This is a genomic window from Streptomyces sp. Tue6028, assembly GCF_002300165.1.
Classification (GTDB): domain Bacteria; phylum Actinomycetota; class Actinomycetes; order Streptomycetales; family Streptomycetaceae; genus Streptomyces; species Streptomyces siamensis.
The window spans coordinates 122655-149649 of the sequence record NZ_MLCE01000013.1; the positions used below are offsets into that span (position 1 = coordinate 122655).

Annotated in this window: 16 protein-coding genes; 5 read left to right on the forward strand and 11 right to left on the reverse strand. The window is 71.1% G+C overall.

Translation table 11 applies throughout. From position 1 onward, the window contains the following. Positions 1-31 precede the first annotated feature (31 nt). Entirely contained in the window at positions 32-2191 is a 2160-nt protein-coding gene (locus BKI49_RS12010) for a SpoIIE family protein phosphatase (protein ID WP_095934232.1), read from the reverse strand. A 103-nt stretch (positions 2192-2294) separates the two neighbouring features. Between BKI49_RS12010 and BKI49_RS12015 the strand changes: the two genes are divergently transcribed. Together BKI49_RS12015 and BKI49_RS12020 are read left to right on the forward strand one after the other, a co-directional pair. Then, positions 2295-6563 carry a HAMP domain-containing protein gene (locus tag BKI49_RS12015; protein ID WP_257004726.1) on the forward strand — a complete coding sequence of 1423 codons (4269 nt, stop codon included), beginning with the start codon at positions 2295-2297 and terminating at the stop codon, positions 6561-6563. A 12-nt stretch (positions 6564-6575) separates the two neighbouring features. Beyond that, entirely contained in the window at positions 6576-7160 is a 585-nt protein-coding gene (locus tag BKI49_RS12020; protein WP_095934233.1) for a response regulator, read from the forward strand. 102 nt (positions 7161-7262) lie between these two features. Here the strand turns inward: BKI49_RS12020 and BKI49_RS12025 are convergent, their stop codons facing one another. After that, the gene (locus BKI49_RS12025) at positions 7263-9137 is read right to left on the reverse strand and encodes an AMP-dependent synthetase/ligase (protein WP_095934234.1); all 1875 of its coding nucleotides are present in this window, start codon (positions 9135-9137) and stop codon (positions 7263-7265) included. A gap of 277 nt (positions 9138-9414) precedes the next feature. Beyond that, positions 9415-11283 carry a translation elongation factor 4 gene (gene lepA / locus BKI49_RS12030; RefSeq protein ID WP_095934235.1) on the reverse strand — a complete coding sequence of 623 codons (1869 nt, stop codon included), beginning with the start codon at positions 11281-11283 and terminating at the stop codon, positions 9415-9417. Positions 11284-11852: 569 nt separating this feature from the next. Between lepA and rpsT the strand changes: the two genes are divergently transcribed. Further along, positions 11853-12119: a 30S ribosomal protein S20 gene (gene rpsT, locus BKI49_RS12035; protein ID WP_028802556.1), complete on the forward strand. Its 267-nt coding sequence runs from the start codon at positions 11853-11855 to the stop codon at positions 12117-12119. 540 nt (positions 12120-12659) lie between these two features. On the opposite strand, the gene holA is transcribed toward rpsT, so the two are convergent. The 8 genes from holA to leuS all read right to left on the reverse strand — a co-directional run bounded on the left by holA (position 12660) and on the right by leuS (position 23640). Further along, positions 12660-13646: a DNA polymerase III subunit delta gene (gene holA, locus BKI49_RS12040; RefSeq protein ID WP_179332411.1), complete on the reverse strand. Its 987-nt coding sequence runs from the start codon at positions 13644-13646 to the stop codon at positions 12660-12662. Between the two features lie 70 nt (positions 13647-13716). Then, positions 13717-13962: a hypothetical protein gene (locus BKI49_RS12045; RefSeq protein WP_095934237.1), complete on the reverse strand. Its 246-nt coding sequence runs from the start codon at positions 13960-13962 to the stop codon at positions 13717-13719. A 102-nt stretch (positions 13963-14064) separates the two neighbouring features. Next, positions 14065-14895 carry an arylamine N-acetyltransferase family protein gene (locus tag BKI49_RS12050; protein ID WP_095934238.1) on the reverse strand — a complete coding sequence of 277 codons (831 nt, stop codon included), beginning with the start codon at positions 14893-14895 and terminating at the stop codon, positions 14065-14067. Between the two features lie 4 nt (positions 14896-14899). Beyond that, complete coding sequence (locus BKI49_RS12055; protein WP_179332421.1) at positions 14900-17476, reverse strand: ComEC/Rec2 family competence protein; 2577 nt, start codon at positions 17474-17476, stop codon at positions 14900-14902. A 14-nt stretch (positions 17477-17490) separates the two neighbouring features. Then, positions 17491-18708, reverse strand: a complete 1218-nt coding sequence (locus BKI49_RS12060; protein WP_095934239.1) for a ComEA family DNA-binding protein — start codon at positions 18706-18708, stop codon at positions 17491-17493. Positions 18709-18959: 251 nt separating this feature from the next. Next, positions 18960-19805 carry a DegV family protein gene (locus tag BKI49_RS12065; protein WP_095934240.1) on the reverse strand — a complete coding sequence of 282 codons (846 nt, stop codon included), beginning with the start codon at positions 19803-19805 and terminating at the stop codon, positions 18960-18962. 72 nt (positions 19806-19877) lie between these two features. Next, positions 19878-20603 (reverse strand): hypothetical protein, encoded by a 726-nt coding sequence (locus tag BKI49_RS12070; RefSeq protein WP_373557538.1) that lies wholly within the window; start codon positions 20601-20603, stop codon positions 19878-19880. 154 nt (positions 20604-20757) lie between these two features. Next, the gene (gene leuS / locus BKI49_RS12075; protein ID WP_095934242.1) at positions 20758-23640 is read right to left on the reverse strand and encodes a leucine--tRNA ligase; all 2883 of its coding nucleotides are present in this window, start codon (positions 23638-23640) and stop codon (positions 20758-20760) included. Between the two features lie 409 nt (positions 23641-24049). On the opposite strand from leuS, the gene BKI49_RS12080 reads away from it, so the two are divergent. Beyond that, positions 24050-25366 (forward strand): ferric reductase-like transmembrane domain-containing protein, encoded by a 1317-nt coding sequence (locus BKI49_RS12080; RefSeq protein WP_179332412.1) that lies wholly within the window; start codon positions 24050-24052, stop codon positions 25364-25366. Further along, complete coding sequence (locus BKI49_RS12085; protein ID WP_095934244.1) at positions 25363-26982, forward strand: NADH-quinone oxidoreductase subunit NuoF family protein; 1620 nt, start codon at positions 25363-25365, stop codon at positions 26980-26982. The genes BKI49_RS12080 and BKI49_RS12085 overlap by 4 nt, the downstream gene beginning before the upstream one ends. The last annotated feature ends 13 nt before the right edge of the window (positions 26983-26995 follow it).

Here is a 26995-nt window from a genome sequence, read left to right on the forward strand (position 1 = left end):
GGAACAGAGCACCCCCCGGGACGACCCCGCGCTACTCGGCCTGAAGCACGAGAAGCGCCATGTCGTCCTCCGAAGGCCCCGTCCCGAACTCGTGCACCAGCCTGCGGATACGTTCCGCGATCCGCTCCGCGGTCAGCCCCGTACAGCCCGCGAGAGCCTCGGCCAGACCGTCGTCGTCGTCGAACTGGCTCGCACCGCTGCGCCGCTCCGTCACCCCGTCCGTGACGCACAGCAGGCTGTCGCCGGGGTGCAGCTCGAAGGTCTCGGAGGTGTACGCGGCGTCCTCGACGACGCCGAGCAGGGTCTGCGGCCGGGCCACCTCCCGTACGTCCCCGTCGGGGCCCAGCAGCAGTGGCAGCGGATGCCCGGCGGAGGCCAGCGTGCAGCGCACCCCGCCGTCGAAGGGGACGAGCTCGCCGTAGAGCATGGACAGGAAGCGCGTCTGCGGGCCGAGGTCCGCGCCGAGCCCCGGCCCGCCCGCGGCCACGAGCGCCCGGGCCGCCGCGTCCGCGGCCTCCGTCGCGTCGTCGAGCAGGAGCTGGTTGAGCCGGTCGAGCACGTCCGCGACGTGGTAGCCCTCACGGGCCAGCAGCCGCAGCCACGGCCGGGCCAGCCCGATCACCACGGCGGCCTCGGGTCCCTTGCCCTGGACGTCGCCGACGGCGAAGCACCAGCGGCCGTCACCGGCCGGGAACAGGTCGTAGAAGTCGCCGCTGGGCCCGCCCTTGTCGAGCGGCTCGTACACGAGGGCGCTGCGCACGCCGGGGATCTCGGCGACCGCTCCGGGCAGCAGACCGCGCTGGAGGACCCGGCTGATGGTGGCCTGGCGCGCGTACTGGCGGGCCGCGCCGATGGCGAGGGCGATACGGCGGCTGAGGTCCTCGACGAGCCCGGTGACCTCGTCGGGGAAGTCGGCCGCTCCGGACCGTCCGATGACGAGCGTGCCGAGCGGCCGGCCACCCGCGATCAGCCGGTACGCGAGCGCCGCCCCGCTCGCCCCGGGGGTGCCCAGGGCCTCGCCGGGCCAGGGCACCGGCACGGCCCGGGAGCGCACCGCGTCCGGGAGCCGCGGCGGGTCCTTCTCCAGGGCGAGGCGCAGCTCCTCGATGCGGTTCTCGCTGCCGTGCCAGACGCGGGCGAGCCGGGGCCCCAGGGCGAGGCCCAGTCCGCCGGCCCGGTCGGTGGCCTCGTCCTCCAGCCACACCGCGCACCAGTCGGCGAGGCGGGGCACCAGCAGCTGTCCGGCGAGCGCGGCGACCAGGTCCTCGTCGAGCTGGCCGGCGAGCAGGTCGGAGGCCTCGGCGAGGAAGGAGAGGGCTCCCCGGTTGAGCCAGTCCTGGTCGGGCTGGGCGTCGCGGCCGGGTTCGGGTGCGCGTATCTCGGGGCCGGGCGTCACGCCGGTCCGGGGTTCGGGCCCCGGGCCCCGCTCACCGGCGTACGTCTGTGTCCTCTCCCCGTGCCGCATCGGCGCCGTACTCCCGCCGCCGTGCCCGGCGTCCGCGGCCCCCACGCCGTTCGCCGACCTCGCGGTGTGCGGCCCTGTCGCCGCGTCCGCCTCCTCCACGGCGTCCGGCTGCTTCGTCGCGTCCGGCCGCTTCGCCGCCTCCGCGGTGCCCCTGAGGTCCGGTGCCGAGCCGGTGCCGGAGAACAGGCCGTCCTGCGACATGCCGTCGCCGCCCGTGCGGCCGTCGAGCGGGATGCGCGCCCACACGGTCTTCGTGCCGGGGCGGTAGGTGATCCCCCAGGCCTCGGAGAGCGCGGAGACGAGTCGCAGGCCCCGCCCGTACTCCGGTGTCCCGTAGGGCCGTTCGACGGTCTCGTCGCGCAGACCGCGCGAGGGGTGGTGGTCGGAGACCTCGACGACCAGGGGGCCGGGCAGTCCGTCCGCGGGACATTCGAGGCGGCACAGCAGGCCCACGTCGGTGCCCGCGTGCACGACCGCGTTGGTGACGAGTTCGCTGACGATCAGCAGGGCGTCTCCGGTGAGCCGGTCGTCGATCATCGCGGCTCCGGGCAGGGCGAGTTCGGCCCATTCGGCCAGGGTGTCGCGCAGGAATCTGCGGGCGGTCCCCGAGGCCAGTGGGGTGCCGGGCAACGAGGTGCGCACCACGACGTCCTGACCGGCGCGGTGGTGCGCAGGCGCATCAGGGGCACGCGCCATGAACTCCCGTTGCGTCGGAATGGCCCCCACTGTGCGGCTCCCTGAGCAGTTCGGACGAATACGCCTCAGCCGATGCGGACAGGGTGACAGACTGACCACGCCCATAAGCGCCGAGTTACCGAAGTGGGCCGCCATGAGTGAGAACAGTGGTATGCAAGTGCTCGAAGACGGACAGATTCGAGCATCGGATCTGCGCCCGCTGCTCGCCGCGATGACCGCCGCGCGGGACGGCGATTTCGGCAAAGTGCCGGAGACGGGCCATGGCCTGGTGGCCGAGCTGAGCACCGTCTTCAACCAGATCATGGACCGCAGCGCCCACTTCAACTCCGAGGTGCAGCGGGTGCGTCGGGAACTGGTGCGCCACGGCCGGCTCGACGAGCGCCTGTCGGCGAGCCCGGGCCAGGGCAACTGGACGACTCGCGTCAACGACGTGAACCAGCTGCTCGACGCGCTGGTCGCGCCCGCGGCGAACGCGACGCGGGTCCTCGACGCGGTGGCCGGCGGCGATCTGACCCAGCGGGTCGATCTGCACGACGGCAATCGTCAACTCCGGGGCGATCTGCGCCGGCTGGGCCGAGCCGTCAACAAGATGGTGGACCAGCTGTCGCTGTTCACCGGCGAGGTCACCCGGGTCGCCCGCGAGGTGGGCACCGAGGGCCGGCTCGGTGGACGCGCCAAGGTGACCGGCCTGTCCGGGAGTTGGCGGGACGTGACCGAGGCGGTCAACACGATGGCGTCCCGGCTGACGGCGCAGGTGCGGGACATCGCGCTGGTCACCACGGCGGTGGCGCGCGGCGACCTGACCCGTACGGTGACCGTCGAGGCGACCGGTGAGCTGCTCGAACTGAAGCTGACCGTGAACACGATGGTCGACCAGCTCTCCGCCTTCGCCGACGAGGTCACCCGCGTCGCCCGCGAGGTCGGCACAGAAGGCCAGCTCGGCGGGCGCGCGCAGGTGCGCGGTGTGTCCGGGGTCTGGAAGGACCTCACCGACAACGTCAACTTCATGGCCTCGAACCTGACCTCGCAGGTCCGCAACATCGCCCAGGTGACCACGGCCGTCGCCAACGGCGACCTGAGTCAGAAGATCACCGTCGACGCGCAGGGCGAGATCCTGGAGCTCAAGTCGACGATCAACACGATGGTCGACCAGCTCTCCGCCTTCGCCGACGAGGTCACCCGCGTCGCCCGCGAGGTCGGCACCGAGGGCAATCTCGGCGGCCGTGCCCAGGTCCGGGGCGTCTCCGGCGTCTGGAAGGACCTCACCGACAACGTCAACTTCATGGCGGACAACCTGACCTCGCAGGTCCGCAACATCGCCCTCGTCTCCACGGCCGTGGCCCAGGGCGACCTCGGCAAGAAGATCACGGTGGAGGCGAAGGGCGAGATCCTGGAGCTGAAGTCCACGATCAACACGATGGTCGACCAGCTCTCCGCCTTCGCCGACGAGGTCACCCGCGTCGCCCGCGAGGTCGGCACGGAAGGCAACCTCGGCGGCCAGGCGCAGGTCCGGGGCGTCTCCGGCGTCTGGAAGGACCTCACCGACAACGTCAACTTCATGGCGCTGAACCTGACTTCACAGGTCCGCAACATCGCCCAGGTGACCACGGCCGTCGCCAACGGCGACCTGTCGAAGAAGATCACCGTCGACGCGCGCGGCGAGATCCTGGAGCTGAAGGACACCGTCAACACGATGGTGGAGCAGCTGCGCGCCTTCGCCGACGAGGTCACCCGCGTCGCCCGCGAGGTCGGCACCGACGGGCGGCTCGGCGGACGCGCCCAGGTGCTCGGCGTGTCCGGCGTATGGCGGGATCTGACCGACAACGTCAACTACATGGCGGACAACCTGACCTCACAGGTCCGCAACATCGCCCAGGTCGCCACCGCGGTCGCCCAGGGCGACCTCTCGAAGAAGATCGACGTGGACGCCCGCGGCGAGATCCTCGAACTGAAGACGACCATCAACACGATGGTCGACACCCTCTCGTCCTTCTCCTCGGAGGTCACCCGCGTGGCCCGCGAGGTGGGCTCCGAGGGCCAACTCGGCGGCCAGGCACGGGTGGAGGGCGTGTACGGCACCTGGAAGCGCCTCACGACGAACGTGAACGAGCTCGCCTCCAACCTCACCACCCAGGTCCGTGCCATCGCCGAGGTGGCCTCCGCGGTCGCCCAGGGCGACATGTCCCGCTCCATCACCGTGGAGACACGGGGCGAGGTCGCCGAGCTGAAGGACAACATCAATCTGATGGTGGCCAACCTGCGCGAGACCACGCGCGCGAAGGACTGGCTGGAGTCCAACCTCGCCCGCCTCGCCGCGCTGATGCAGGGCCACCGCGATCTGATGGAGGTGGCGGACCTGATCCTGCGCGAGCTGACCCCCCTGGTGAACGCGCAGTACGGCGCCTTCTTCCTCGCCGACCCGGAGGAGGACGGGACCTCGCTGCGCACGGCCGTCCCGGCCAAGGGACTCGCCTTCATCGCCGGCTACGGCTCGGCGCAGGGCGCGACCGTCGACACGGGCGGCATGCCCGTGCACGGGCTCGTACGGCAGGCTGCGCGCGAGAAGAAGCGGATCCTGGTGGAGGAGGCCCCACCGGACTACATCAAGATCAACAGCGGTCTGGGGGAGGCCGCGCCCGCCAGCGTCGTCATCATCCCGATCCTGTTCGAGGACACGCTGCTCGGCGTGATCGAGCTGGCGTCCTTCTCCCGCTTCTCCGACGTCCACCTGGCCTTCTTCGACCAGTTCGTGAACACCATCGGTGTCGCCATCAACACCATCATCGCCAACTCGCGCACCGAGTCGCTGCTCGGCGAGTCCCAGCGGCTGGCCGTGCAGTTGCAGGACCGCTCGGACGAACTCCAGTCGCAGCAGGCCGAGTTGCAGAGGTCGAATGCGGAGCTGGAGGAGAAGGCCGCGCTGCTCGCGACGAGTTCGCAGTACAAGTCCGAGTTCCTGGCGAACATGTCGCACGAGCTGCGCACCCCGCTCAACTCGCTGCTCATCCTGGCGCGACTGCTGTCCGACAACCCCGACGGGCATCTCTCCGACCAGGAGGTGCAGTTCGCGACCACGATCCACCGCTCCGGGTCCGACCTGCTCCAGCTCATCAACGACATCCTCGACCTGTCGAAGATCGAGGCCGGCCGCATGGACGTACGGCCCAAGAAGCTGCCCCTCATCAAGCTGCTCGACTACGTCCACGCGACCTTCCGCCCGCTCACCCTCGACCGGGGGCTCGCCTTCGAGGTGACGGTCGGCGAGGACGTACCGCGCGAGATGTACTCCGACGAGCAGCGGCTCCAGCAGATCCTGCGCAACCTGCTGTCCAACGCGATCAAGTTCACCGCGACCGGCCGGGTCGAACTGCGCGTCAGCCGCCTCAAGGACCCGGGGCACATCTTCACCCGCGAGCACAGCGACGACGTGATCGCCTTCGCGGTGTCCGACACCGGCATCGGCATCGCCGCGGAGAAACTCCCGGTGATCTTCGAGGCGTTCCAGCAGGCCGACGGCACCACCAACCGCAAGTACGGCGGCACGGGTCTCGGCCTGTCCATCAGCCGGGAGATCGCAGGCCTGCTCGGCGGCCGGATCATCGCCGAGAGCAAGCCGGGCACGGGGTCCACCTTCACGCTGTACGTCCCTGTCGTGAGCCCCGGACACACGGCGACCGGCCCGGTGCCCGAGGACCGGCCGGTGCCGATGCCCGAGCAGTTGTCCAGCGAGCCGTACCCCGCCCACGACACGGACGACACCTGGCCGACGCCCACGAAGCTGGAGGCCTGGAAGTCCGGCCGGGCGGGCCAGGTCCTGCCCGGGCGGCGCGTGCTGATCGTGGACGACGACATCCGCAACGTCTTCGCGCTCACCCATGTCCTGGGCCGCGTCGGCATGCCGGTCCTGTACGCGGAGAACGGCCGGGAGGGCATCGAGACCCTGGAACGCAACCCCGACGTCGAACTCGTCCTGATGGACATCATGATGCCGGAGATGGACGGCTACGAGACGATCTCCGCGATCCGCCGCACCCCCCGCTGGACGGGCCTGCCCATCGTCGCGCTGACCGCGAAGGCCATGCCGGGCGACCGCGAGAAGTCCATCGCGCGGGGCGCCAACGACTACGTGCCGAAGCCGGTGGACGTCGACCGGCTCCTCACCGTCGTCTGCGCCCTCCTCGACCCGGAGGGCAGCGGCACGGGCGCCGGGAGCGTGGACTCGGCGGCCCTGGAGGGGGCCGGCTCCCCGGAGGGCGGGGCCGGGCCGCCGAGCGCGGAGAAGCCGGAGGACCCGGACGCCCGGGAGAGCGCGGGCGTCTGGGGCGAGGCCCCCGCAGGCGGTGCCGACGCATCGGCTCCGGGCCCCCGGGGTGAGCCCGCCGTCCCGCCGACGACCGAGTGAGGCACCGTCACCATGAGCGCTGAGGCAACGACCGGCGAGCGCGCCAGCATCCTCCTCGTCGACGACATGGAGGACAACCTGATCGCGCTCGAGGCCGTCCTGGGGTCCCTCAACGAGCCGCTGGTGCGCGCGCGTTCCGGCGAGGAGGCGATGAAGGCACTGCTGCGGCAGCGGTTCGCCGTCGTCCTGCTCGACATCCGGATGCCGGGCATGGACGGCTTCGAGACCGCCGCGAACATCAAGCGGCTCGACCAGACCAAGGACGTCCCGATCATCTTCCTGACCGGCACCGACGCCGACGCGGGCTACGCCTTCCGCGGATACGCGACCGGAGCCGCCGACTATCTGACGAAGCCCTTCGATCCCTGGGTCCTGCGGGCCAAGGTCAGCGTCTTCCTCGACCTGCACCGCAAGAACCAGCAACTGGAGCGCATGCTCGCGCACGAACAGGAGCAGTTCGACGACCTCGCCGACCGTCTGCGGAGCATCGAGCGCCACATGGCCGCCGACCACCACCATGACGTACCGGAACTGCGCGACCAGGTACGGCAGTTGCAGGAGCTGGTCCGGTCGATGCGCCGGGGACGAGGCGTGTGAGGCGACGACTTGACCGCCGCCGGGCGTCCACGGGCGGTACGACGACGGTACGGGGGGCTCCGCCGCGCGGCGGAGCCCCCCGTACCGGGCCGGGCGGCGGGACTACGCCTCGCGCGCGCCCGCGTACATCTCGTCGATCAGGTGCTTGTACTCGCGCTCGACGACCGGGCGCTTGAGCTTGAGGCTCGGAGTGATCTCGCCGTGCTCGACGTCGAGGTCACGGGGCAGCAGCCGGAACTTCTTGATGGTCTGCCAGCGCTGGAGACCCTCGTTGAGCTCCTTGACGTAGCCCTCGACGAGGGCGACGGTGGCGGGCGCCGCGACGATCTCGGCGTAGGACTTGCCGTCCAGGCCGTTCTCCTTCGCCCACTCCAGGATGGACGGCTCGTCGAGGGCGATGAGCGCGGTGCAGAAGTTCCGGTCCGCGCCGTGGACGAGGATGTTGGAGACGTACGGGCAGACGGCCTTGAACTGGCCCTCGACCTCGGCGGGCGCGATGTACTTGCCGCCGGACGTCTTGATGAGGTCCTTCTTGCGGTCCGTGATGCGCAGGTAGCCGTCGGGCGACAGCTCGCCGATGTCGCCCGTGTGGAACCAGCCGTCCGACTCCAGCACCTCGGCCGTCTTCTCCGGCAGTCCGTGGTAGCCCTCCATGATGCCGGGGCCGCGCAGCAGGATCTCGCCGTCGTCCGCGATACGCACCTCGGTGCCGGGCAGCGGCTTGCCGACCGTGCCGGTGCGGTACGCCTCGCCGGGGTTCACGAAGGAGGCGGCGGAGGACTCCGTGAGGCCGTACCCCTCCAGGATGTGGATGCCGGCGCCGGCGAAGAAGTAGCCGATCTCGGGCGCGAGCGCCGCGGAACCGGAGACGCAGGCCCGCAGGTTGCCGCCGAACGCCTCGCGGATCTTGGCGAAGACGAGCGTGTCGGCCACCTTGTGCTTGGCGCCGAGCGCGAAGGGCACCGCAGCGGTGCCGGTGCGGCGGAAGTTGTCCTGGCTGACCTTCGCGTACTCGCGGGAGACCTCGGACGCCCACTGGAAGATCTTGTACTTGGCGCCGCCGCCGGCCCGCGCCTTGGCCGCGACCCCGTTGTAGACCTTCTCGAAGATGCGCGGGACGGCCGCCATATACGTCGGCTGCACGACCGGCAGGTTCTCGATGATCTTGTCCACGCGGCCGTCGACGGCGGTGACGTGCCCGACCTCGATCTGGCCGGAGGTGAGCACCTTGCCGAAGACGTGCGCGAGCGGGAGCCACAGGTACTGCACGTCGTCCTGGCCGACCAGCCCGGTCGCCGAGATGGCCTTCGCCATGTACGCCCAGTTGTCGTGCGGCAGACGGACACCCTTGGGGCGGCCCGTGGTGCCCGAGGTGTAGATCAGGGTGGCGAGCTGGTCGGCGGTGATCGCGCCGACGCGCTCCTTGATCAGCTCAGGGTGCTTCTCCAGGTACGCGGCGCCCCGCGTCTCCAGCTCGGCGAGCGAGAGGACCCCGTCACCGGTCTCGACCCCGGCCGCGTCGACGACGACCACATGGGTCAGCTCGGGCAGCTCGGCACGCTTCTCCTGCGCCTTGGCGAGCTGGGCGGCGTCCTCCGCGATCAGGACCCGGCTCCCGGAGTCCGAGAGGATGAACGCCGACTCCTCGGCGTTGGTCTGCGGGTAGATGGTCGTCGTGGCCGCGCCCGCGCACAGGATGCCCAGGTCGGCGAGGATCCACTCGACCCGCGTGGAGGAGGCCAGCGCGACGCGCTGCTCCGGCTGCACGCCCAGTTCGATCAGACCGGCTGCGATGGCGAAGACGCGCTCGGCGGCCTGCCCCCAGCTCAGCGACTTCCAGTCGTCCGCGCCCTCGCCCGACGCCGGTGGCACCGGGTAGCGGTACGCCTCGGCGTCCGGCGTAGCCGCCACGCGCTCCAGGAAGAGGGCCGCCACGGATGGCGGACGGTTCTCGATCAGGGTCTGTGTGTCGCTCACGACATCCTCCGGGGCCCGCGACAGTGCGTGCGTCTTGGCTCGACCGACTGTTGGCTGCTGACTGCCGACTGCTGCTGTGCGGCTGGCTGGTTGCGGCTGTTGTTTAACTCGCGAGTAACCATCGAGCAGAGATCAGAGTAAAGCGCGTCCGGCCAGTGCGTAAGAGGCGGCGGACTGTCACTTCCTACAGAGAGCGAACCTACGCACGCGTACGGGCTCGCCGCGCCGAAGCGCGACGAGCCCGCATTGTGCCCCAGTTTCCGGGGGTAACAGGTGGCTACTTCTTGCCCTTGACCGAACCACCGCTGTCGTCGCTGGACAGGACGGCGATGAAGGCCTCTTGCGGAACCTCCACAGAGCCCACCATCTTCATCCGCTTCTTGCCTTCCTTCTGCTTCTCCAGCAGCTTCCGCTTACGGGAGATGTCACCGCCGTAGCACTTGGCCAGCACGTCCTTGCGGATCGCGCGGATGGTCTCGCGGGCGATGACCCGGGAGCCGATGGCCGCCTGGACGGGCACCTCGAAGGCCTGCCGGGGGATCAGCTCGCGCAGCTTGGCGACGAGCCGCACACCGTACGCGTACGCCTGGTCCTTGTGCGTGATCGCCGAGAACGCGTCGACCTTGTCGCCGTGCAGCAGGATGTCGACCTTCACCAGGCTGGACGCCTGCTCGCCGGTGGGCTCGTAGTCGAGCGAGGCGTAGCCGCGGGTCTTGGACTTCAGCTGGTCGAAGAAGTCGAAGACGATCTCCGCGAGCGGCAGGGTGTAGCGGATCTCGACGCGGTCCTCGGAGAGGTAGTCCATGCCGAGCAACGTGCCCCGACGGGTCTGGCACAGCTCCATGATCGAGCCGATGAACTCGGAGGGCGCGAGGATCGTGGCGCGCACGACGGGCTCGTACACCTCGTCGATCTTGCCCTCGGGGAACTCGCTCGGGTTGGTGACGGTGTGCTCGCTGCGGTCCTCCATCACGACCCGGTAGACCACGTTGGGCGCGGTCGCGATCAGGTCCAGCCCGAACTCGCGCTCCAGCCGCTCACGGATCACGTCGAGGTGCAGCAGGCCGAGGAAGCCGACACGGAAGCCGAAGCCCAGCGCCGCCGAGGTCTCCGGCTCGTAGACGAGCGCGGCATCATTCAGCTGGAGCTTGTCGAGAGCGTCGCGCAGCTCCGGGTAGTCGGACCCGTCCAGCGGATACAGCCCGGAGAAGACCATGGGCTTGGGGTCCTTGTAACCGCCGAGCGGCACGGTCGCGCCCTTGTGCAGGGTGGTGATCGTGTCACCGACCTTGGACTGACGGACGTCCTTCACACCGGTGATGAGGTAACCCACCTCACCGACACCGAGCCCGTCGGCCGGCAGCATCTCGGGCGAGTTGGTCCCGATCTCCAGCAGCTCGTGCGTCGCGCCCGTGGACATCATCCGGATGCGCTCGCGCTTGTTGAGCTGGCCGTCGATGACACGCACATAGGTGACGACACCCCGGTACGAGTCGTACACGGAGTCGAAGATCATCGCGCGGGCGGGAGCGTCGGCGACACCGACCGGGGCCGGGATCTCGGCGACGACCTTGTCCAGCAGCGCCTCGACGCCCATGCCGGTCTTGGCGGAGACCCGGAGCACGTCGTCCGGGTCGCAGCCGACCAGGTTGGCGAGCTCCTCGGCGAACTTCTCCGGCTGGGCGGCCGGCAGGTCGATCTTGTTGAGCACCGGAATGATGGTGAGGTCGTTCTCCATCGCCAGGTAGAGGTTGGCGAGGGTCTGGGCCTCGATGCCCTGGGCGGCGTCGACGAGGAGGATGGTCCCCTCGCAGGCGGCCAGCGACCGCGACACCTCGTACGTGAAGTCCACGTGCCCGGGGGTGTCGATCATGTTGAGGATGTGGGTGTTGCCCGGGTCCTCGGTCGGGGCCCAGGGCAGCCGGACCGCCTGGGACTTGATCGTGATGCCGCGCTCGCGCTCGATGTCCATACGGTCGAGGTACTGAGCGCGCATCTGCCGCTGCTCGACCACCCCGGTCAGCTGGAGCATGCGGTCGGCGAGCGTGGACTTGCCGTGGTCGATGTGCGCGATGATGCAGAAATTGCGGATCAGAGCCGGGGCGGTACGGCTCGGCTCGGGCACATTGTTAGGGGTCGCGGGCACGCAGGGTCCTGTCTCTTGAGGCGCCTGTCGCCTCGGGTCGGATCGATACGTAGGTTCCATGGTCCCACGCGTGGGGACCTGCGACCGGTTTGGGCCGCATGAGTGGATGCCGACCGCGGGTTTCAGAGGTCGGGCGAGGGCCGTCACGGGGGTCGCGTCGGTTTTTCGGGGAGCGGTGCGAAGGGCGGGCCGGGGCGACAGCGGCGATCGGTAGTCATGGGGGCGGACGGCCGGGGCGGGGTCGGCCGGGGTGGCTCGCGGCCTGTGGGTGTGAGGCCCACCCGGGACCCTGGGGGGCGGCCTGTGGGCGGTGGCCTGTGGACGGCGGCCTGTGGGCGTGGGTCCGGGACGGGGCGAACCCAGGGACGAGCGGCGTGATGCAAACGCGGGAACGAGTGGCGTGAACGGTCCCGCGCGGGGGGCGACGACCGGTTTGGGGCGGTCGCGGGGCGGCTGGTAGCCTGAGTGGCTGTGTCTCATGCCCTCTCTGCAGGAGGCACACCTCAAGGAAATCAAACGGCGTGCGAGACGTGCTGTCTCGTGCGCCTGAACCTGTAAAGGCTCATTTCGTGGCGAACATCAAGTCCCAGATCAAGCGGATCAAGACCAACGAGAAGGCCCGGCTGCGCAACAAGGCCGTCAAGTCTTCCCTGAAGACCGCGATCCGCAAGGCCCGCGAGGCCGCTGCCGCGGGTGACGTCGAGAAGGCCACCGAGTACACGCGCGCCGCGTCGCGCCAGCTCGACAAGGCCGTCTCGAAGGGCGTCATCCACAAGAACCAGGCCGCCAACAAGAAGTCGGCGCTTGCTTCGAAGGTCGCTTCCCTCAAGGGCTGAGTCGGCTGAGCCCCTTAGGGCTCAACCCCTGACTTGACCGTCGGCCGGACCAGAGCGGGCCCTCTCTCATCCGCTCCCGTCCGACACCCCGGATCCACGCGCGGCCTGCGTTCGCCACGCGGGCGTGGATCCAGCAGCTTGAACCGAAGGCCTCGTGCTCCTTCCTTCCCCAGGAAGGCGGACGGGGCCTTCGGCGTACCGGTGCGCCTCTCATGCCCCTCGGCCTCTGGTCGTCAGCCTCGCGAAGAGCCGGCGCCGGACCACACCCGCCGCGTCGGCTCGGCGCGCGGTGGCCGACTTGGGGGCAGGGTGTCGGACTTGGGGGCTGGGCGTCCGGGAGACGCAGGCGCGGCGGCCTGTGGGCGCAGGCCCTGAACGGGACGGGGCCCATCGGGGCGGCGGCCCGTGCGTCTCCCGGACGACTCAGCGGCCGACTCCGGGCCGTGGTGACTGCGCGGTCTCAGCCGACCCGGCCGGCCAGGTCGAAGCAAGGGGAAGCAGGACCACGGAGGCACACCGGGGACTCGGCAGCCCGAACGGCTAGCCCCGGCCGGACCGAGCCGCGCGGGCGATCGCCACGACCGCCTTCTCCAGCGCGTACTCGGGGTCGTCCCCACCGCCCTTGACTCCCGCGTCGGCCTCTGCGACGGCCCGCAGCGCGACGGCGACTCCGTCCGGAGTCCAGCCCCGCATCTGCTGCCGCACCCGATCGATCTTCCACGGCGGCATCCCCAGCTCGCGCGCGAGGTCGGCCGGCCTGCCACCCCGTGCGGACGACAGCTTCCCGATCGCCCGCACCCCCTGTGCCAGCGCACTGGTGATCATCACGGGCGCCACCCCGGTCGCCAGGGACCACCGCAGCGCCTCCAACGCCTCCGCGGCCCGTCCCTCCACGGCCCGGTCGGCCACGGTGAAACTCGACGCCTCGGCCCGTCCCGTGTAGTACCGCCCGACGATCGCCTCGTCGATCGTCCCCTCGACGTCCGCGGTCAACTGGGACACCGCGGAAGCCAACTCCCTCAGGTCGCTCCCGATGGCGTCGACGAGCGTCTGGCACGCCTCGGGCGTCGCCGACCTCCCGAGCGCACGGAACTCGCCCCGCACGAACGCCAGCCGGTCCGCCGGCTTCGTCATCTTGGGGCACGCCACCTCCCGCGCCCCCGCCTTGCGCGCGGCGTCGAGCAGTCCCTTGCCCTTGGCCCCACCCGCGTGCAGCAGCACGAGGGTGATCTCCTCGACCGGCGCCCCCAGATACCCCTTCACGTCCTTGACCGTGTCGGCCGAAAGATCCTGCGCATTGCGTACGACCACGACCTTGCGCTCGGAGAAGAGCGACGGGCTCGTCAGCTCGGCGAGCGTGCCGGGCTGCAACTGGTCCGGGGTGAGGTCGCGTACGTCCGTGTCGGCGTCGGCGGCCCGGGCGGCGGCCACCACCTCCTGCACGGCACGGTCGAGCAGGAGATCCTCCTGGCCCACCGCGAGCGTGACGGGGGCGAGAGGGTCGTCTTGAGCTGTCTTCCTGGCCATCACCGAAAGCATCCCACGCGGCACCGACAACGCGTGCCGTGCGGGCAGCCCGCCCGGAGCCACGAGCGGGTCACGGCTCCTCGCGCCAGCCGTCCCACTCCCCCGCGAACTCGTCCAGCTCCTTGGGGTCGAGCTGCTCCTCCGGGTCCGTCAGGACGACCAGCCACTGGGCGTCCTCGGCATCGTCCTCACCGGCCAGCGCGTCCCGGACGAGCTGCGGCTCCTCATCGAGGGTGAACCGGTCACCGAGTGCTTCGGCCGCCTCTTCCGCCGCGTCGCGGTCGGGCAGTACCAGCACATGTCTCACATCACTCACGTGGACATTTTCCGATACGCCCGACGCCGCCCGCGCCGGGGGCCGAGATCCCGGCACCGCACTCCGCGCCGCCCACGCCACGACGGCTCCCCGCCCTCCGCGCTACGCCCGCGCCCGCACCTCGGGCACCCGCTCCAACTCGATCCCGAAGCGCTTCCGATAGGTGTCCAGTACCTCCTCGTCCGTCGCCAGCTCCGAGACCTCCTTCGCCCCGTCGGCCGTCGTCACCGTGAACTTCCGGCCGCTGAGCGTGATCCTTCCGCCCTCCTCCGTGACCCGTGAGCAGACGAGCGACCGTCCGAAGTGCGACTCCGGTGAGGTGCTGTGCCACCACGCGCCGACGACGAAGTCCTTGAGCACCCTCGGCCGTACCTCCATGCGGTACTGCGCCTTGCCGTCCCGGACGACGTCGAGGTCGCTGTCCTCCCGGCTCGCGCCGGGTCCCCGCACACCGGCGGTGTCCGGACCCGACTCGACGATCCGGAACGTGCCGCCCGGGTCCTTCTGCTCCCCTCTGCCGCCGAAGGCCAGCGGGTAGTGGCTGTGCGCCCCGAAGCCGACATCGGCCAGCCAGTCGCCCCCGTCCACCGTCCGCACCCGCAGGGCGAGGTGGTCGTACGGAATCCCGAGCATCCCCTCCTTCCCGTACACCCGCGCCGCGAGCAGGGTCACGTCGAAGCCCAGGGCGCCCAGCAACGCCCCGAACGCGCCGTTCAGTTCGTAACAGAAGCCACCCCTGTGCGCGCCGACCAGCTTGTCCAGCAGCCGCCGCTCCTCCAGCACGATCTCCTCGGCGAGATGGATCGACAGGTTCTCGAACGGCACCGTCTCCAGATGGCGCAACTGGAGCTCGCGCAGTACATCGGACGTGGGCCACGCGGGGTGCTGGGCCCCGATCCGGCGGAGGTAGGCGTCGGCCTGTGCGGAGTTCATGAGTTCAGTCTCTCGCCACGCTCAGCGCTCCGCCCGCACCCACGACCGCCAGCGCCCCGTCCTCGTCCGTGCGCAGCACCACCGCGCCCGCCGCCCGCAGCGTCGCCACGGTGCTCGGAGCCGGGTGTCCGTACGGGTTGTCCCTGCCACAAGAGATCAACGCGAGCCGCGGGGCGACCCTGCGCATGAGGTCCGGGTCCTGGTAGGCCGATCCGTGGTGGGCGACCTTGAGCACGTCCACCCGGCCGAGCTCGGCAGCCGCCGGTGTCCTCAACAGGGCTTGCTGCGCGGGGGGTTCGAGGTCGCCGAGGAGCAGGAGCCTCAGCCCTGTGGAACGCACCAGCAGGGTCACGCTCGCGTCGTTCGGGCCGTCCAGGAGCGGGGCCGGGTCGGCGGTCGAAGCAGGGGGCGGCCACAGCACCTGCCAGTCCAGGCTTCCGGCGCGCCGCCGCTCCCCGGCCGCCGCCCGCGTCACCGGGACGTGCCGTGCCGCGGCCTCCCTGCGCACGAACTCCGCCTGATCCGGTGGCTCTTCCAGACCCGTCGTCTCGATCGCGCCCACCGAACGCCCATGCAGCACGCCCGGCAGCCCCGCCACATGGTCGGCATGGAAGTGGGTCAGCACGACGAGCGGAATCCGGGTGACGCCGAGAGCGCTCAGACAGCGGTCGACGAGCACCGGGTCGGGTCCTGCGTCCACCACGGCCGCACTGCCGTCCCCCGCCGCGAGCACCGTGGCATCCCCCTGTCCCACGTCGCACATCGCGAACCGCCAGCCCGGCGGCGGCCATCCCGTGATGACCCTGGTGAGCGGGGGCGGCTGCACCACGAGCAGCAGGAACAGCAGCACGAAGGCGCCGCTCAGCCATGGATGTCCCACGAGCCGCCGGCAGGCGATCACGACGACCACCGTGGCCAGGGCGAGCAGCACGGCCCCCGTCCAGTCGTCCGGCCAGTCCACTCCCCCGCCGGGCAGGGACGCGCCTGTTCGGGCGATGTCCGCGATCCATCCGGCCGGCCAACTCGCCGACCACGCGAAGGCCTCGGCGACCGGCATCGCCACGGAGGCCGTCGCCAGTGTCGCGAACCCCAGCACCGTCGCCGGCGCGACCGCGAACTCCGCGAGGAGATTGCACGGCACGGCCACCAGGCTCACCCGGGCCGACAGGAGCGCGACGACCGGCGCGCACAGCGCCTGAGCCGCGGCGGCAGCGGCGAGCGCCTCGGCCATGCGTGGCGGCACACGACGCCTCCGCAGAGCGGCACTCCAGCGCGGGGCGAGCGTGAGCAGGGCGCCGGTCGCCAGGACGGAGAGCAGGAAGCCGTAACTCCGCGCGAGCCACGGGTCGTACAGCACCAGCAGCAGGACGGCCGTGGCCAGCGCGGGGATCAGCGATCTGCGGCGGCCGGTCGCGATGGCGAGCAGCGCGATCGACCCGCAGGCCGCTGCCCGCAGCACACTCGGGTCCGGTCGGCACACGATCACGAAGGCGAGCGTGAGCGCTCCGCCGAGCAGCGCGGTCGCTCTGAGCGGCACACCCATCAGGCGCGCCAGGCCGCGCCGCTCGGCGCGCTGGGCCAGCCCGAGCGGGCCGATGAACAGGGCCAGCAGGATGGTGAAGTTGCCGCCGCTGACCGCCAGGAGGTGCGTGAGATCGGTCGCCTTGAAGGCGTCGTCCAGCTCTGTCGTGACGTGGGACGTGTCTCCGACCACCAGCCCCGGCAGCAGTGCCCGTGCGTCCGCGTCCAGCCCGTCGGTGGCCTCCCGCAGCCCTTCGCGCAGGCGGCCGGCGAACCGCTGCGGCCCAGACGGTTCTCCCACCACCTCCGGCCGCGCGCGTTCCGGCACGCGCAGCACGGCCGCGGTGTCGTCACCGTCCGACAGCGCCGGCACGAGTCGACCCGACACGCGCAGCCGCGTGGACGGCAGCAGGGACAGCCAGGACGAGCCGTCACCGGAGGTCCGGGGCGAGCCCCGCGCCGAACGCGCGTCGACGATCACGAGCACGGGTGTCCGCGTGGCGACCACCGTGCCGTCCGACCGTGTGACGCGCCTGACCTCCGCGTCGAACAGCACGGCCGTAGGTGCCATGTGGTCTCCCTTGATCCGTGGCCGGGTGAGCCGGGGATCGGACGTGACCTCCAGCTCCACTGTCACGTGGGCGAACCGCCTTGCCAGTTCGGGCACGGGGCCACGTCGCTGGTCCGCCCCGTGCAGACCCGCCGAGGCCGCGGCCGCGGCGACGCAGAGCAGGACGGCCGCTGCGGAGACCCGCCTCCAGGAACGCGCAGGCCCTTCCCCGTCTCCGTGCGCCGTGCGGGCGCGCCTCCACTCGGTCAGCAGCAGCGCGAGGCCCACGAGCAGGGAGACGACGACCACACCCGTCGCCCAGCCGGACGGGGCGGCCACCGTCACGGCCGCGGTCGCCCAGACCGCCAGGGCCGGCGGCACGAGGCGGAGATCCGTCGGACCCTCTTCCCTCGGGTTGGCGGCACCGAGCCGCTTCCCCGAGGCGGCGTGCACGGCCCGTCGGCTCGCGGCGCCGTCGAGCGGGCCCTCCACCGTGCCGCGCGGCTCCATCGGTGGCGGCCCGCTCATGGCCGCACCAGATTCCGCAGGTCCGCGAAGCGACGATCGCCGATCCCGTTCACCTCTCGCAGTTCGTCCACGGAGCGGAAGCCTCCGTGCTGGGTGCGGTAGTCGATGATGTGCCGGGCGAGGACGGGACCGACGCCGGGGAGCCCGTCGAGTTGTTCCACGGTGGCCGTGTTGAGGGCGACCGGAGCGGAGGGCGCGGCCCCGGCGACGGATCCGCCCGCTCCGGCCGGGCCCGAACCGCCTGTGCCGGGCCCCGTCACGGGGGCCGGTCCACCGACCACGATCTGTTCGCCGTCCACGAGGAGTCGCGCGCGGTTGAGCGCGTCGGTGTCCGTGCCCGGCCGCACTCCGCCTGCGGCACGAAGCGCGTCCTCGACCCGGGAACCGGCCGGCAGCCGTTGCAGTCCGGGGCTCCGTACCTTTCCGCCGACGTCCACGACGATCCCGCTCCCGGCGGCACCGACGGGAGCCGGCGCTCCCGTCGAGGCATCGGGGCTCGTCCCCGTTTCCCCCTCCTGCCCGCTCCGCCCCTCTTCGTCGCCGTAGGGAGCCGCTGCCCGCACCACCTCGGGTGCGCGAACCGACTGGGTCCGGCCGGTCCAGAAGTGCTGCACGGCGAGGACCGCAGCGACCACCAGCACCACCGTGAGGGCGACCAGGCTCCGGCGTTCAAGACCGCACCTCGGCTGCAACCACAACGGCAGCCGCTCCCGCACGGCGAGTCCCGCCCGGTGCCGCCAGGCTGCCCGCTCCGGCACGTCCGAAGTGGCGTCCTCCTGCCGTACGGCGCCTGCGCGCAGGTCGGCGCGCTTCTTCGGAGCGGCGCTCCCCTGAAGGCCGGTCCCTTCGTGGAGGCCGGCCTCTTCATACAGTTCGGCTTCCTCGAGCAGATCCGCGTCCTCGTGCAGCTCTGCGCCCGTGCGCGAGGCCGCACGAGCCGCGACCCTGGCCACGGTGAGCCCGACGGCGGGCTCGTCCGCATCCCTCGCCGCGTGGTCCACCCTCGGCGGTCCGTGCCCCAACTCCCGCCGCTCCACGGGCCTTGTGGTGAAGAGCGCCTCCGCGCGCAGCCGGAGCGCCTCGGCGGACGCCTCGCGGCGCAGGGCGCGGCTTCGCGGGTGCCGACGTCGATGGCCGTCGCGGCCGTCGGACGAGGGCCCGCGTCCGGGGCCGCTGGTCGGTGTGGCTGTGCGTGTGCGTGATCGAAGTGCCATGCGACGAGAATCCGGCATGACATCGCTCTCGCGATGATCTTGCTCAATTCCAGTGGATTACCACTCAGTTGTGGATAACTCCGTCACTCGCACGGGCTGCGGACGGCGCCCGCCGCCGCACGCAGGGCCGGACGCGCTGTGGACGGTATCCATCACTACACGCGGGGCCGCCCGGGCCACGCGGCCCGCCCAGCGCGCCCGGGTCGCGGCGCGTGACGCCGACGGTCACCCACCGCCCGCGGTCGCATGTCTCACCGAGGCGAGACGACCGCCCCGAGCAGTCCAGGGCCCGTGTGCGCCCCGATCACCGCGCCCACCTCGCTGACGTGAAGATCCGCAAGCCCGGGGACCCGCTCGCGCAGGCGGTCCGCGAGTGCCGACGCCTTCTCGGGGGCGGCCAGGTGATGAACGGCGATGTCGACCTGGGCGCTGCCCGCGCGCTCGGCCACGATCTCCTCCAGCCGGGCGATCGCCTTGGACGCCGTCCGCACCTTCTCCAGGGGTTCGATGCGGCCGTCGTCCAGGCGCAGCAGCGGCTTCACCGCGAGCGCGGAGCCCAGCAGCGCCTGGGCAGCTCCGATCCGGCCGCCGCGGCGCAGGTAGTCGAGGGTGTCGACGTAGAAGTAGGCGGAGGTGCCCGCGGCCCGCTTCTCGGCGGCGGTGACCGCCTCGTCGACCGTGCCGCCCGCCTCGGCGGACTCGGCCGCGGCGAGGGCGCAGAAGCCGAGCGCCATCGCGATCATTCCGGTGTCCACCACACGCACGGGCACCGGAGCCTCCCGTGCCGCGAGGACCGCCGCGTCGTACGTGCCGGACAGCTCTGCGGACAGATGGAGGGAGACGATGCCGGTGGCGCCCGATTCGGCGACCCTGCGATAGGCCTTGGCGAAGACCTCGGGGCTGGGCCGGGACGTGGTGACGGATCGGCGTTTCTGCAGTGCCTGGGCCAGGGCGCGGGCCGAGATCTCCGTGCCCTCTTCGAGTGCCTGGTCGCCGAGGACCACGGTCAGGGGCACCGCTGTGATGCCGTGGCGCTCCATCGTCCGCGGCGGCAGGTAGGCCGTTGAATCGGTGACGATCGCGACATGGCGGGACATGAGCTGGAGGTTACCTGTCGGCGTGGCCGGGCGGCAGCCCGGCCCCTACCAGCTCTTGTCGCAGCGACCGGATCAAGTCGTGCTCTCGGGGCGGGGCTTCTTCTGCCAGGGGTAGGCGGGGCCTCGGACCGGCGGGTCGATGGCGGACCGGGTCGGCTCCTCGGCCCGGCGGGACTCCGGGCTCTCCGGCCAGGTCTGTCCGCCGGACGCGGCCTCGTCCGCCGCCGGGGCCTCGGGCCAGCCGGCGGCGGCCGGTCCCGGTTCCTCGGTCCAGTGCCGCAGTGCGCCGGCTTCCACGTCGATCTGCGCGCTCAGTGAGTCCAGGTCGTCGTCGGCGAAGCGGCGGGCCCGGTCGCGCGCGGCCCAGCGCAGCGAGTCCGCGGACTGGGTGATGCGCTCGGTGCGCTCGCGCAGGGCGGGCAGCCGGGCGGCGAGCGTGGCCCGGTCGGGCTCGCTCTCCAGGCGCTTGAGCTCGTCGTCCAGTTCGTGCCCGTGCGCGCTGAGCCGCTCGAAGAGGCCCAGGGATTCCTTGAGGGACTCGTCGTCCGCCACACCCGCGTGCAACGCGTCCTGCGTGGCGCGCATGGAGGTGCGCAGCTTGAGGCGGAGCTCGGCGAGCTCGCCCGTGGGGCCGGGCTGAGCGAGGGTCCTGGCACGCAGCGTGGTGTCCTCGACCGTGCGGCGTGCCTGCGAGATCGTGCGGTCCACACCACGCTTGGCGGCGCCGATCACCTTCACCGTGGCGTACGCGCCGAGTACCACGAACAGCAGGAAGAGCAGCGCGATTACTGTGATCAAGGTTCCCACCACGCTCCTCCTCCATTGCCGCGACAGGTCTCGTCGCGCTCTTCAACGGTAAACGCCACGGGCAGGTTCGGAGTTCCTGGAGAACCCCGAACCTGCCCGTAGGGGACTACCCCGAGCCCGCCCGGCGGCCGGGCGGGCAGGACGGCTAGGCCGTCACGATGTTCACCAGCTTCGGCGCGCGCACGATCACCTTGCGGATGCCCGCGCCACCCAGCGCCGCGACGACCTTCTCGTCGGCCAGCGCCACCTTCTCCAGCTCCTCGTCGGAGATGACCGGGGAGACCTCCAGGCGTGCCTTGACCTTGCCCTTGATCTGCACGACGCAGGTCACGGTCTCGTCGACGACGTACGCCGGGTCGGCGACCGGGAAGTCGTGGTGGACGACCGAGTCCGTGCGGCCCAGCCGGCGCCACAGCTCCTCGGCGATGTGCGGGGCCAGCGGCGCGATCAGCAGCACCAGGGGCTCGGCGACCGAGCGCGCGACGGGGCCGCCCGCCTTGGTCAGGTGGTTGTTCAGCTCGGTGACCTTGGCGATGGCGGTGTTGAACCGCATGCCCTCCAGGTCCTGGCGGACACCGTCGATCGCCTTGTGCAGGGCGCGCAGCGTCTCCTCGTCCGGTTCGGCGTCGACGACGGTGACCTCACCGGTCGCCTCGTCGACGACGTTGCGCCACAGTCGCTGCAGCAGGCGGAACTGGCCCACCACCGCGCGCGTGTCCCACGGCCGGGAGACGTCCAGGGGGCCCATGGCCATCTCGTACAGACGCAGGGTGTCCGCGCCGTACTCGGCGCAGATCTCGTCCGGAGTGACGGCGTTCTTCAGGGACTTGCCCATCTTGCCCAGCAGCCGGGAGACCTTCTCGCCCTGGTGGTAGTAGGCGCCGTCGCGCTCCTCCACCTCGGCGGCCGACACGGCGATGCCGCGGCTGTCGCGGTACACGAAGGCCTGGATCATGCCCTGGTTGAACAGCTTGTGGAACGGCTCGGCCGAGGAGACGTGGCCCAGGTCGAACAGCACCTTGGACCAGAAGCGCGCGTACAGCAGGTGCAGCACCGCGTGCTCGGCGCCGCCGACGTACAGGTCGACGCCGCCGTGCGGCCGGCCCTCGCGCGGGCCCATCCAGTACTGCTCGATGGCCGGGTCGACCAGCTTCTGGTCGTTGTGCGGGTCCAGGTAGCGCAGCTCGTACCAGCAGGAACCGGCCCAGTTCGGCATGGTGTTGGTCTCGCGGCGGTACTTCTTGGGGCCGTCGCCCAGGTCCAGCGTGACGTTGACCCAGTCCTCGTTGCGGGACAGCGGCGTCTCGGGGGACGTGTTCGCGTCGTCCGGGTCGAAGGTGCGCGGCGAGTAGTCCTCGACCTCCGGCAGTTCCAGGGGCAGCATCGACTCGGGCAGCGAGTGGGCGATGCCGTCCTCGTCGTAGACGATCGGGAAGGGCTCGCCCCAGTAGCGCTGGCGGCTGAACAGCCAGTCGCGCAGCCGGAAGTTGACCGTGCCCTCGCCGATGCCCTTGCGCTCCAGCCACTCCGTCATGCGGGCCTTGGCGTCGACGACGCCCAGGCCGTCCAGGGAGATCTCCTCGCCGGCGGAGTTGACGATCTTCGCGTCGTACGAGGCGAAGGCGTCGTCCCAGGTGGACGCGTCCGTGCCGCGGTCGTCCGAGGGCTCCACGACACAGCGCATGGGCAGCTCGAAGGCACGGGCGAACGCGAAGTCGCGGGTGTCGTGCGCGGGGACGGCCATGATCGCGCCGGTGCCGTAGCCCATCAGCACGTAGTCGGCGATGAAGACCGGGACCTGCTCGCCGTTGACCGGGTTGGTGGCGAACGTGCCCGTGAAGACGCCGGTCTTGTCCTTGGCCTCGGCCTGGCGCTCGACGTCGGACTTGGAGGCGGCCTGGGCGCGGTAGGCGGCGACGGCCTCGGCGGGGGTCGCGTGCCCGCCCGTCCACACCTCGTGGGTGCCCTCGGGCCATGCGTCCGGGGTGAACTTCTCGACCAGCGGGTGCTCGGGGGCCAGCACCATGTAGGTGGCGCCGAACAGGGTGTCCTGGCGGGTGGTGAAGACCGTGATCGCTTCGCCGTCGATCGGGAAGTCGACGCGGGCGCCCTCGGAGCGGCCGATCCAGTTGCGCTGCTGCAGCTTGATGGCCTCGGGCCAGTCCAGCGCGTCCAGGTCGTCCAGCAGCCGGTCGGCGTACGCGGTGATGCGCATGTTCCACTGGCGCAGCTTGGCCTTGAAGACGGGGAAGTTGCCGCGCTCGGAGCGACCGTCGGCGGTGACCTCCTCGTTGGCCAGCACGGTGCCCAGCCCGGGGCACCAGTTGACCGGCGCGTCGGAGGCGTACGCCAGGCGGTACTCGCTCAGGACGTCCGCACGCTCGGAGGCGGTCAGTTCGTTCCACGCGCGCGTGGTGCCGTCGGCGGCCTGGACGGCACGGTCACCGCTCTCGAACTGGGCGATCAGCTCGCTGATGGGACGGGCCTTGGCGGCCTCGTCGTCGTACCAGGAGTTGAAGATCTGCAGGAAGATCCACTGGGTCCACTTGTAATAGTCCGGGTCGATCGTGGCGAACGACCGGCGCTTGTCGTGGCCCAGGCCCAGGCCGCGCAGCTGGGCCTTCATGTTCTCGATGTTGGCCTCGGTGGAGACCCGCGGGTGCGTGCCCGTCTGCACGGCGTACTGCTCGGCGGGCAGGCCGAAGGCGTCGAAGCCCAGCGTGTGCAGGACGTTGTGGCCGGTCATCCGCTGGAACCGGGCGAATACATCGGTGGCGATGTAGCCCAGGGGGTGACCGACGTGCAGGCCCGCACCGGAGGGGTACGGGAACATGTCCATGATGAACTTCTTGGGCTTGGCGACCAGCTCGGGGTCCCCGGCCAGGTCACCGCTCGGGTTGGGCGCCTCGTACGTGCCGTCGGCGTCCCAGAAGTCCTGCCAGCGTGCCTCGATCTCAGCGGCCAGCCCGGCCGTGTAGCGGTGCGGCGCCGCCACCTCGGCGGTGGCAGCGGTAGTCGTCTCGCTCATGATCCTCAAAGCTCCATCGATCGTCTCTGCCAGCGGAAATGAAAAAACCCCTCGCACAGGAGGGGACGCCGCGCCGATTCCGACCACGATCTCTTCAGTGGTCAGGACTGATCAGCGCGGCTCGCTAAGCAGAAGGCGTACGGCACGCATGGCGTCAGGGTACCGCAGCCGCCGCGGGCGTCGCGACGAGGTTCCGGGCCGCGCGGCACGCCGTGCCACCGTCCCGATCACCGAAAAAAGCTGAACGATATTCAAATATTACTTCGCGTAACAGCCTCTAAGGGACAACACAAAGACCCGATTGCCCTTTGGTAACAACGCAATAACTCAAACCTCGTACTCCTCGGTATGGCTCCACTTAGAGTGCCGCTTCGGGACCGCTTCCCCGAACCGTTGGGAGTAACCCCCCATGAACCCTCGTCGCAACAACAGCTCGATACCCCGGTCGGGCCGCTCGGCCTACGGGGCGATGACGGCTGCCGCTCTGTTGCTCATCCCCCTGGTCGTGCTGGTCGGAGGTGACGGCCTGCGCGACTTCCTCAACTTCGGCGCCGGCGTGCTCTCGCTGGTCGCCCTCACCTGCTCGGTCATCTGGGGACTCCTCGCCACCGACCGGCTCTTCCTGAACACGCGCCAGCGGCTGGTCGCCCAGGCCGTGCACAGGACGACCGCCGTCTCCTCGGTCGCCTTCCTGCTGCTGCACATCACGGTCAAGCTGGCGCTCGACCACACCACCCTGATCGCCGCGCTGATCCCCTTCGGACTCGGCGTCACGGGCAGCAACGGGCTGATCGGCCTGGGCTCGCTGGCCGGTCTGCTGATGATCTTCACGGCCATCACCGGCGCGCTGCGCAGCGCCTTCGCGTCCCCCGCGCCGGTCGCGGCACGCTGGCGGGCCGTGCACATGCTGGCCTATCCGGCCTGGTGCTCGGCTCTGGTGCACGGCCTCTACGCGGGTCGCGCCGCCAAGCCGTACGTCACCGTGTCCTACAGCCTCTGCCTGATCGCCGTGATGGGCGCCCTGGCGCTGCGCTCGGCGTCCGCCCCGTTCAAGCGCAAGGTCGCCGACCGCATCCTGTCGGTCCTCGGGGAGAGCAACGGCCCCGGCGCCCGTCCCTTCCGCGAGGAGCAGGAGGCCCCCCGCGGGGCCGCGGCGCAGTCCCCGCTGCCCGGCTTCGCGGGACGCTCCGCCAGGCAGTCCGCCCAGGACACGTTCGCAGCGCCGCCGCGCACCCCGTCCGCGACGGGCCTGTACGACGCCGCTCAGGACACAGCGGCCACCGGCACCGGCATGTCCGGCTTCGCGGCCGCCTACCGCGCCGTGTCGGGCGGCACTCCGGGCGTGGACGGCGCCGGGCAGAGCCAGACCGAGCGCTTCCAGATGCCCCTGGAGATGCAGCCCACGGAGACGTTCCCGCGCGTCGACGGCAGCAGCACGTCGGGCAGCTGGCCCATCCCCTCGCCGCCCCCCGTCGGCGAGGCGCCCCAGTCGGCCTACGACCCGCTGAACGACACGGGATACAACGTTCCTGTCTATGACAATTCGGCTGCCGGCGCCTACGGAACAAGTGACTTGTACGACACCGGTGAGACGAACCCCTCCTACGGCACGTACAACACCAACGACACGTACGACAGCGGTCCCACGACTGAAGTACTGCCGGGCGCCTACGACGCTCCTGGCCCTGGTGAATCATGGAACGCCCCCAGCGGAGGCTTTAGGTGAACGAGGCCCTGCCCGACGTCCCGGAAGTCCGTGTAGTCGGACTTCCACAGCTCACGTCGGGCTTCGACCTGGTTGAACGACTCGATCTGCCCATGCACCTCAAGGTGCACGGGCCGCTCGAACCGATGGGTGGCGAACAACTCGCGGGCCTCGCCGAGGCCATCTCTCTGAAGGGGCGCGGTGGCGCGGGTTTCCCCTTCGCCAAGAAACTGCGCTCGGTCGCCGAATCGGCCATCCAGAAGGGCATCCGCCCCGTGGTGGTCGTGAACGGAAGCGAGGACGAACCGGCCTGCCGCAAGGACACGGTGCTCATCAACCGTGCCCCGCACCTCATCCTGGACGGCGCCCTGCTGGCGGCGGAGGCCATGGGTGCGCGCACCCTGGTCATCGGGGTGACGCGTGCGTCCACGCAGGCCTCGATGGAAGCCGCGCTGGCCGAGCGCGGCTTGAGCAACCGGCGCGGGTCCGCCCTCCGCGCGCGCGTGCAGCGCAACCCGGTGCGGATGGTGACCGGCGCTGCCGCCTCGCTGATCCGCTCCATCGACGGCGGCCCGGCCATCCCGCCCGGCCGCAAGATCAGCGCGTCGCAGAGCGGCGTCGGCGGGGCACCGACGCTGCTGTCCAATGCCGAGACCTTCGCCCAGCTGGCGATCGCCGCGCGCATCGGCCCCGACCGCTACCGCAACACCGGTCTGTACGACGAGCCCGGCACCGTCATGCTCACCGTCTCCGGGGCGGTCGCCCGCCCCATGGTGATCGAGGTGCCGACCGGCGTGCCGCTGCGGTACGTGCTGCAGCTCGCCGGCGCCCCGCCGCTGCCGCAGGGCGTACTGACCGGCGGCTACCACGGCAAGTGGCTGGACGCGGCGACCCTCAACGAGGCGATCGTCTCGCGCAACTCGCTGGACGCCGTGGGCGGCGCGCTCGGCGCGGGCGCGATCCTCCCGATCACCCAGCAGACGTGCCCCCTGGGCGAGTCGCTGCGCGTGGCGCAGTGGCTGGCCGAGGAGAGCGCGGGTCAGTGCGGCCCCTGCTACCTCGGCCTGCCCGCCGCGGCGCGCGGCCTGGAGGACATCCTCAACGGCGGTGGCCCGGCGGCCCTGGAGGCCGTCAAGCAGGTCGCCAAGGCCGTGAAGCGGCGCGGCGCCTGCTCCCACCCGGACGGCTCGGCGATGTTCATCGAGTCGACCATCAAGGCGTTCACCGACGACCTCGCCGCGCACGTGCTCGGAAACGGCTGCGGAAGGCCCGTGGAGGGCGTTCTGCCGCTCTTCGAGGGCGGCAGGCAGCCCACGGGCCTCCCGGGCGGCCAGGCCCAGGAGGAGACCGGCCCGAGCCGGCAGAAGATCTTCGTGGACTGGACGCTGTGCCGCGGGCACGGCCTGTGCGCCGACATCCTCCCCGAGGTCTTCGAACTGGGCGCCGACGGATTCCCCACCGTCGCCCAGGCCTCCGTGCCCCGCTACGCGGAGGCCAAGGCACTGCGCGCCGTGCGGCGCTGCCCGGCGCTCGCCCTGCGCATCGAGGAGGACACCCGGTCCTCGGCCCCCGCGCGGAACAACCTGCCGGTGCTCTCCCAGGGACGTGGCCGCCGGGCACTCGGCAGCGGCCGCTGAACACGAAGAAGCG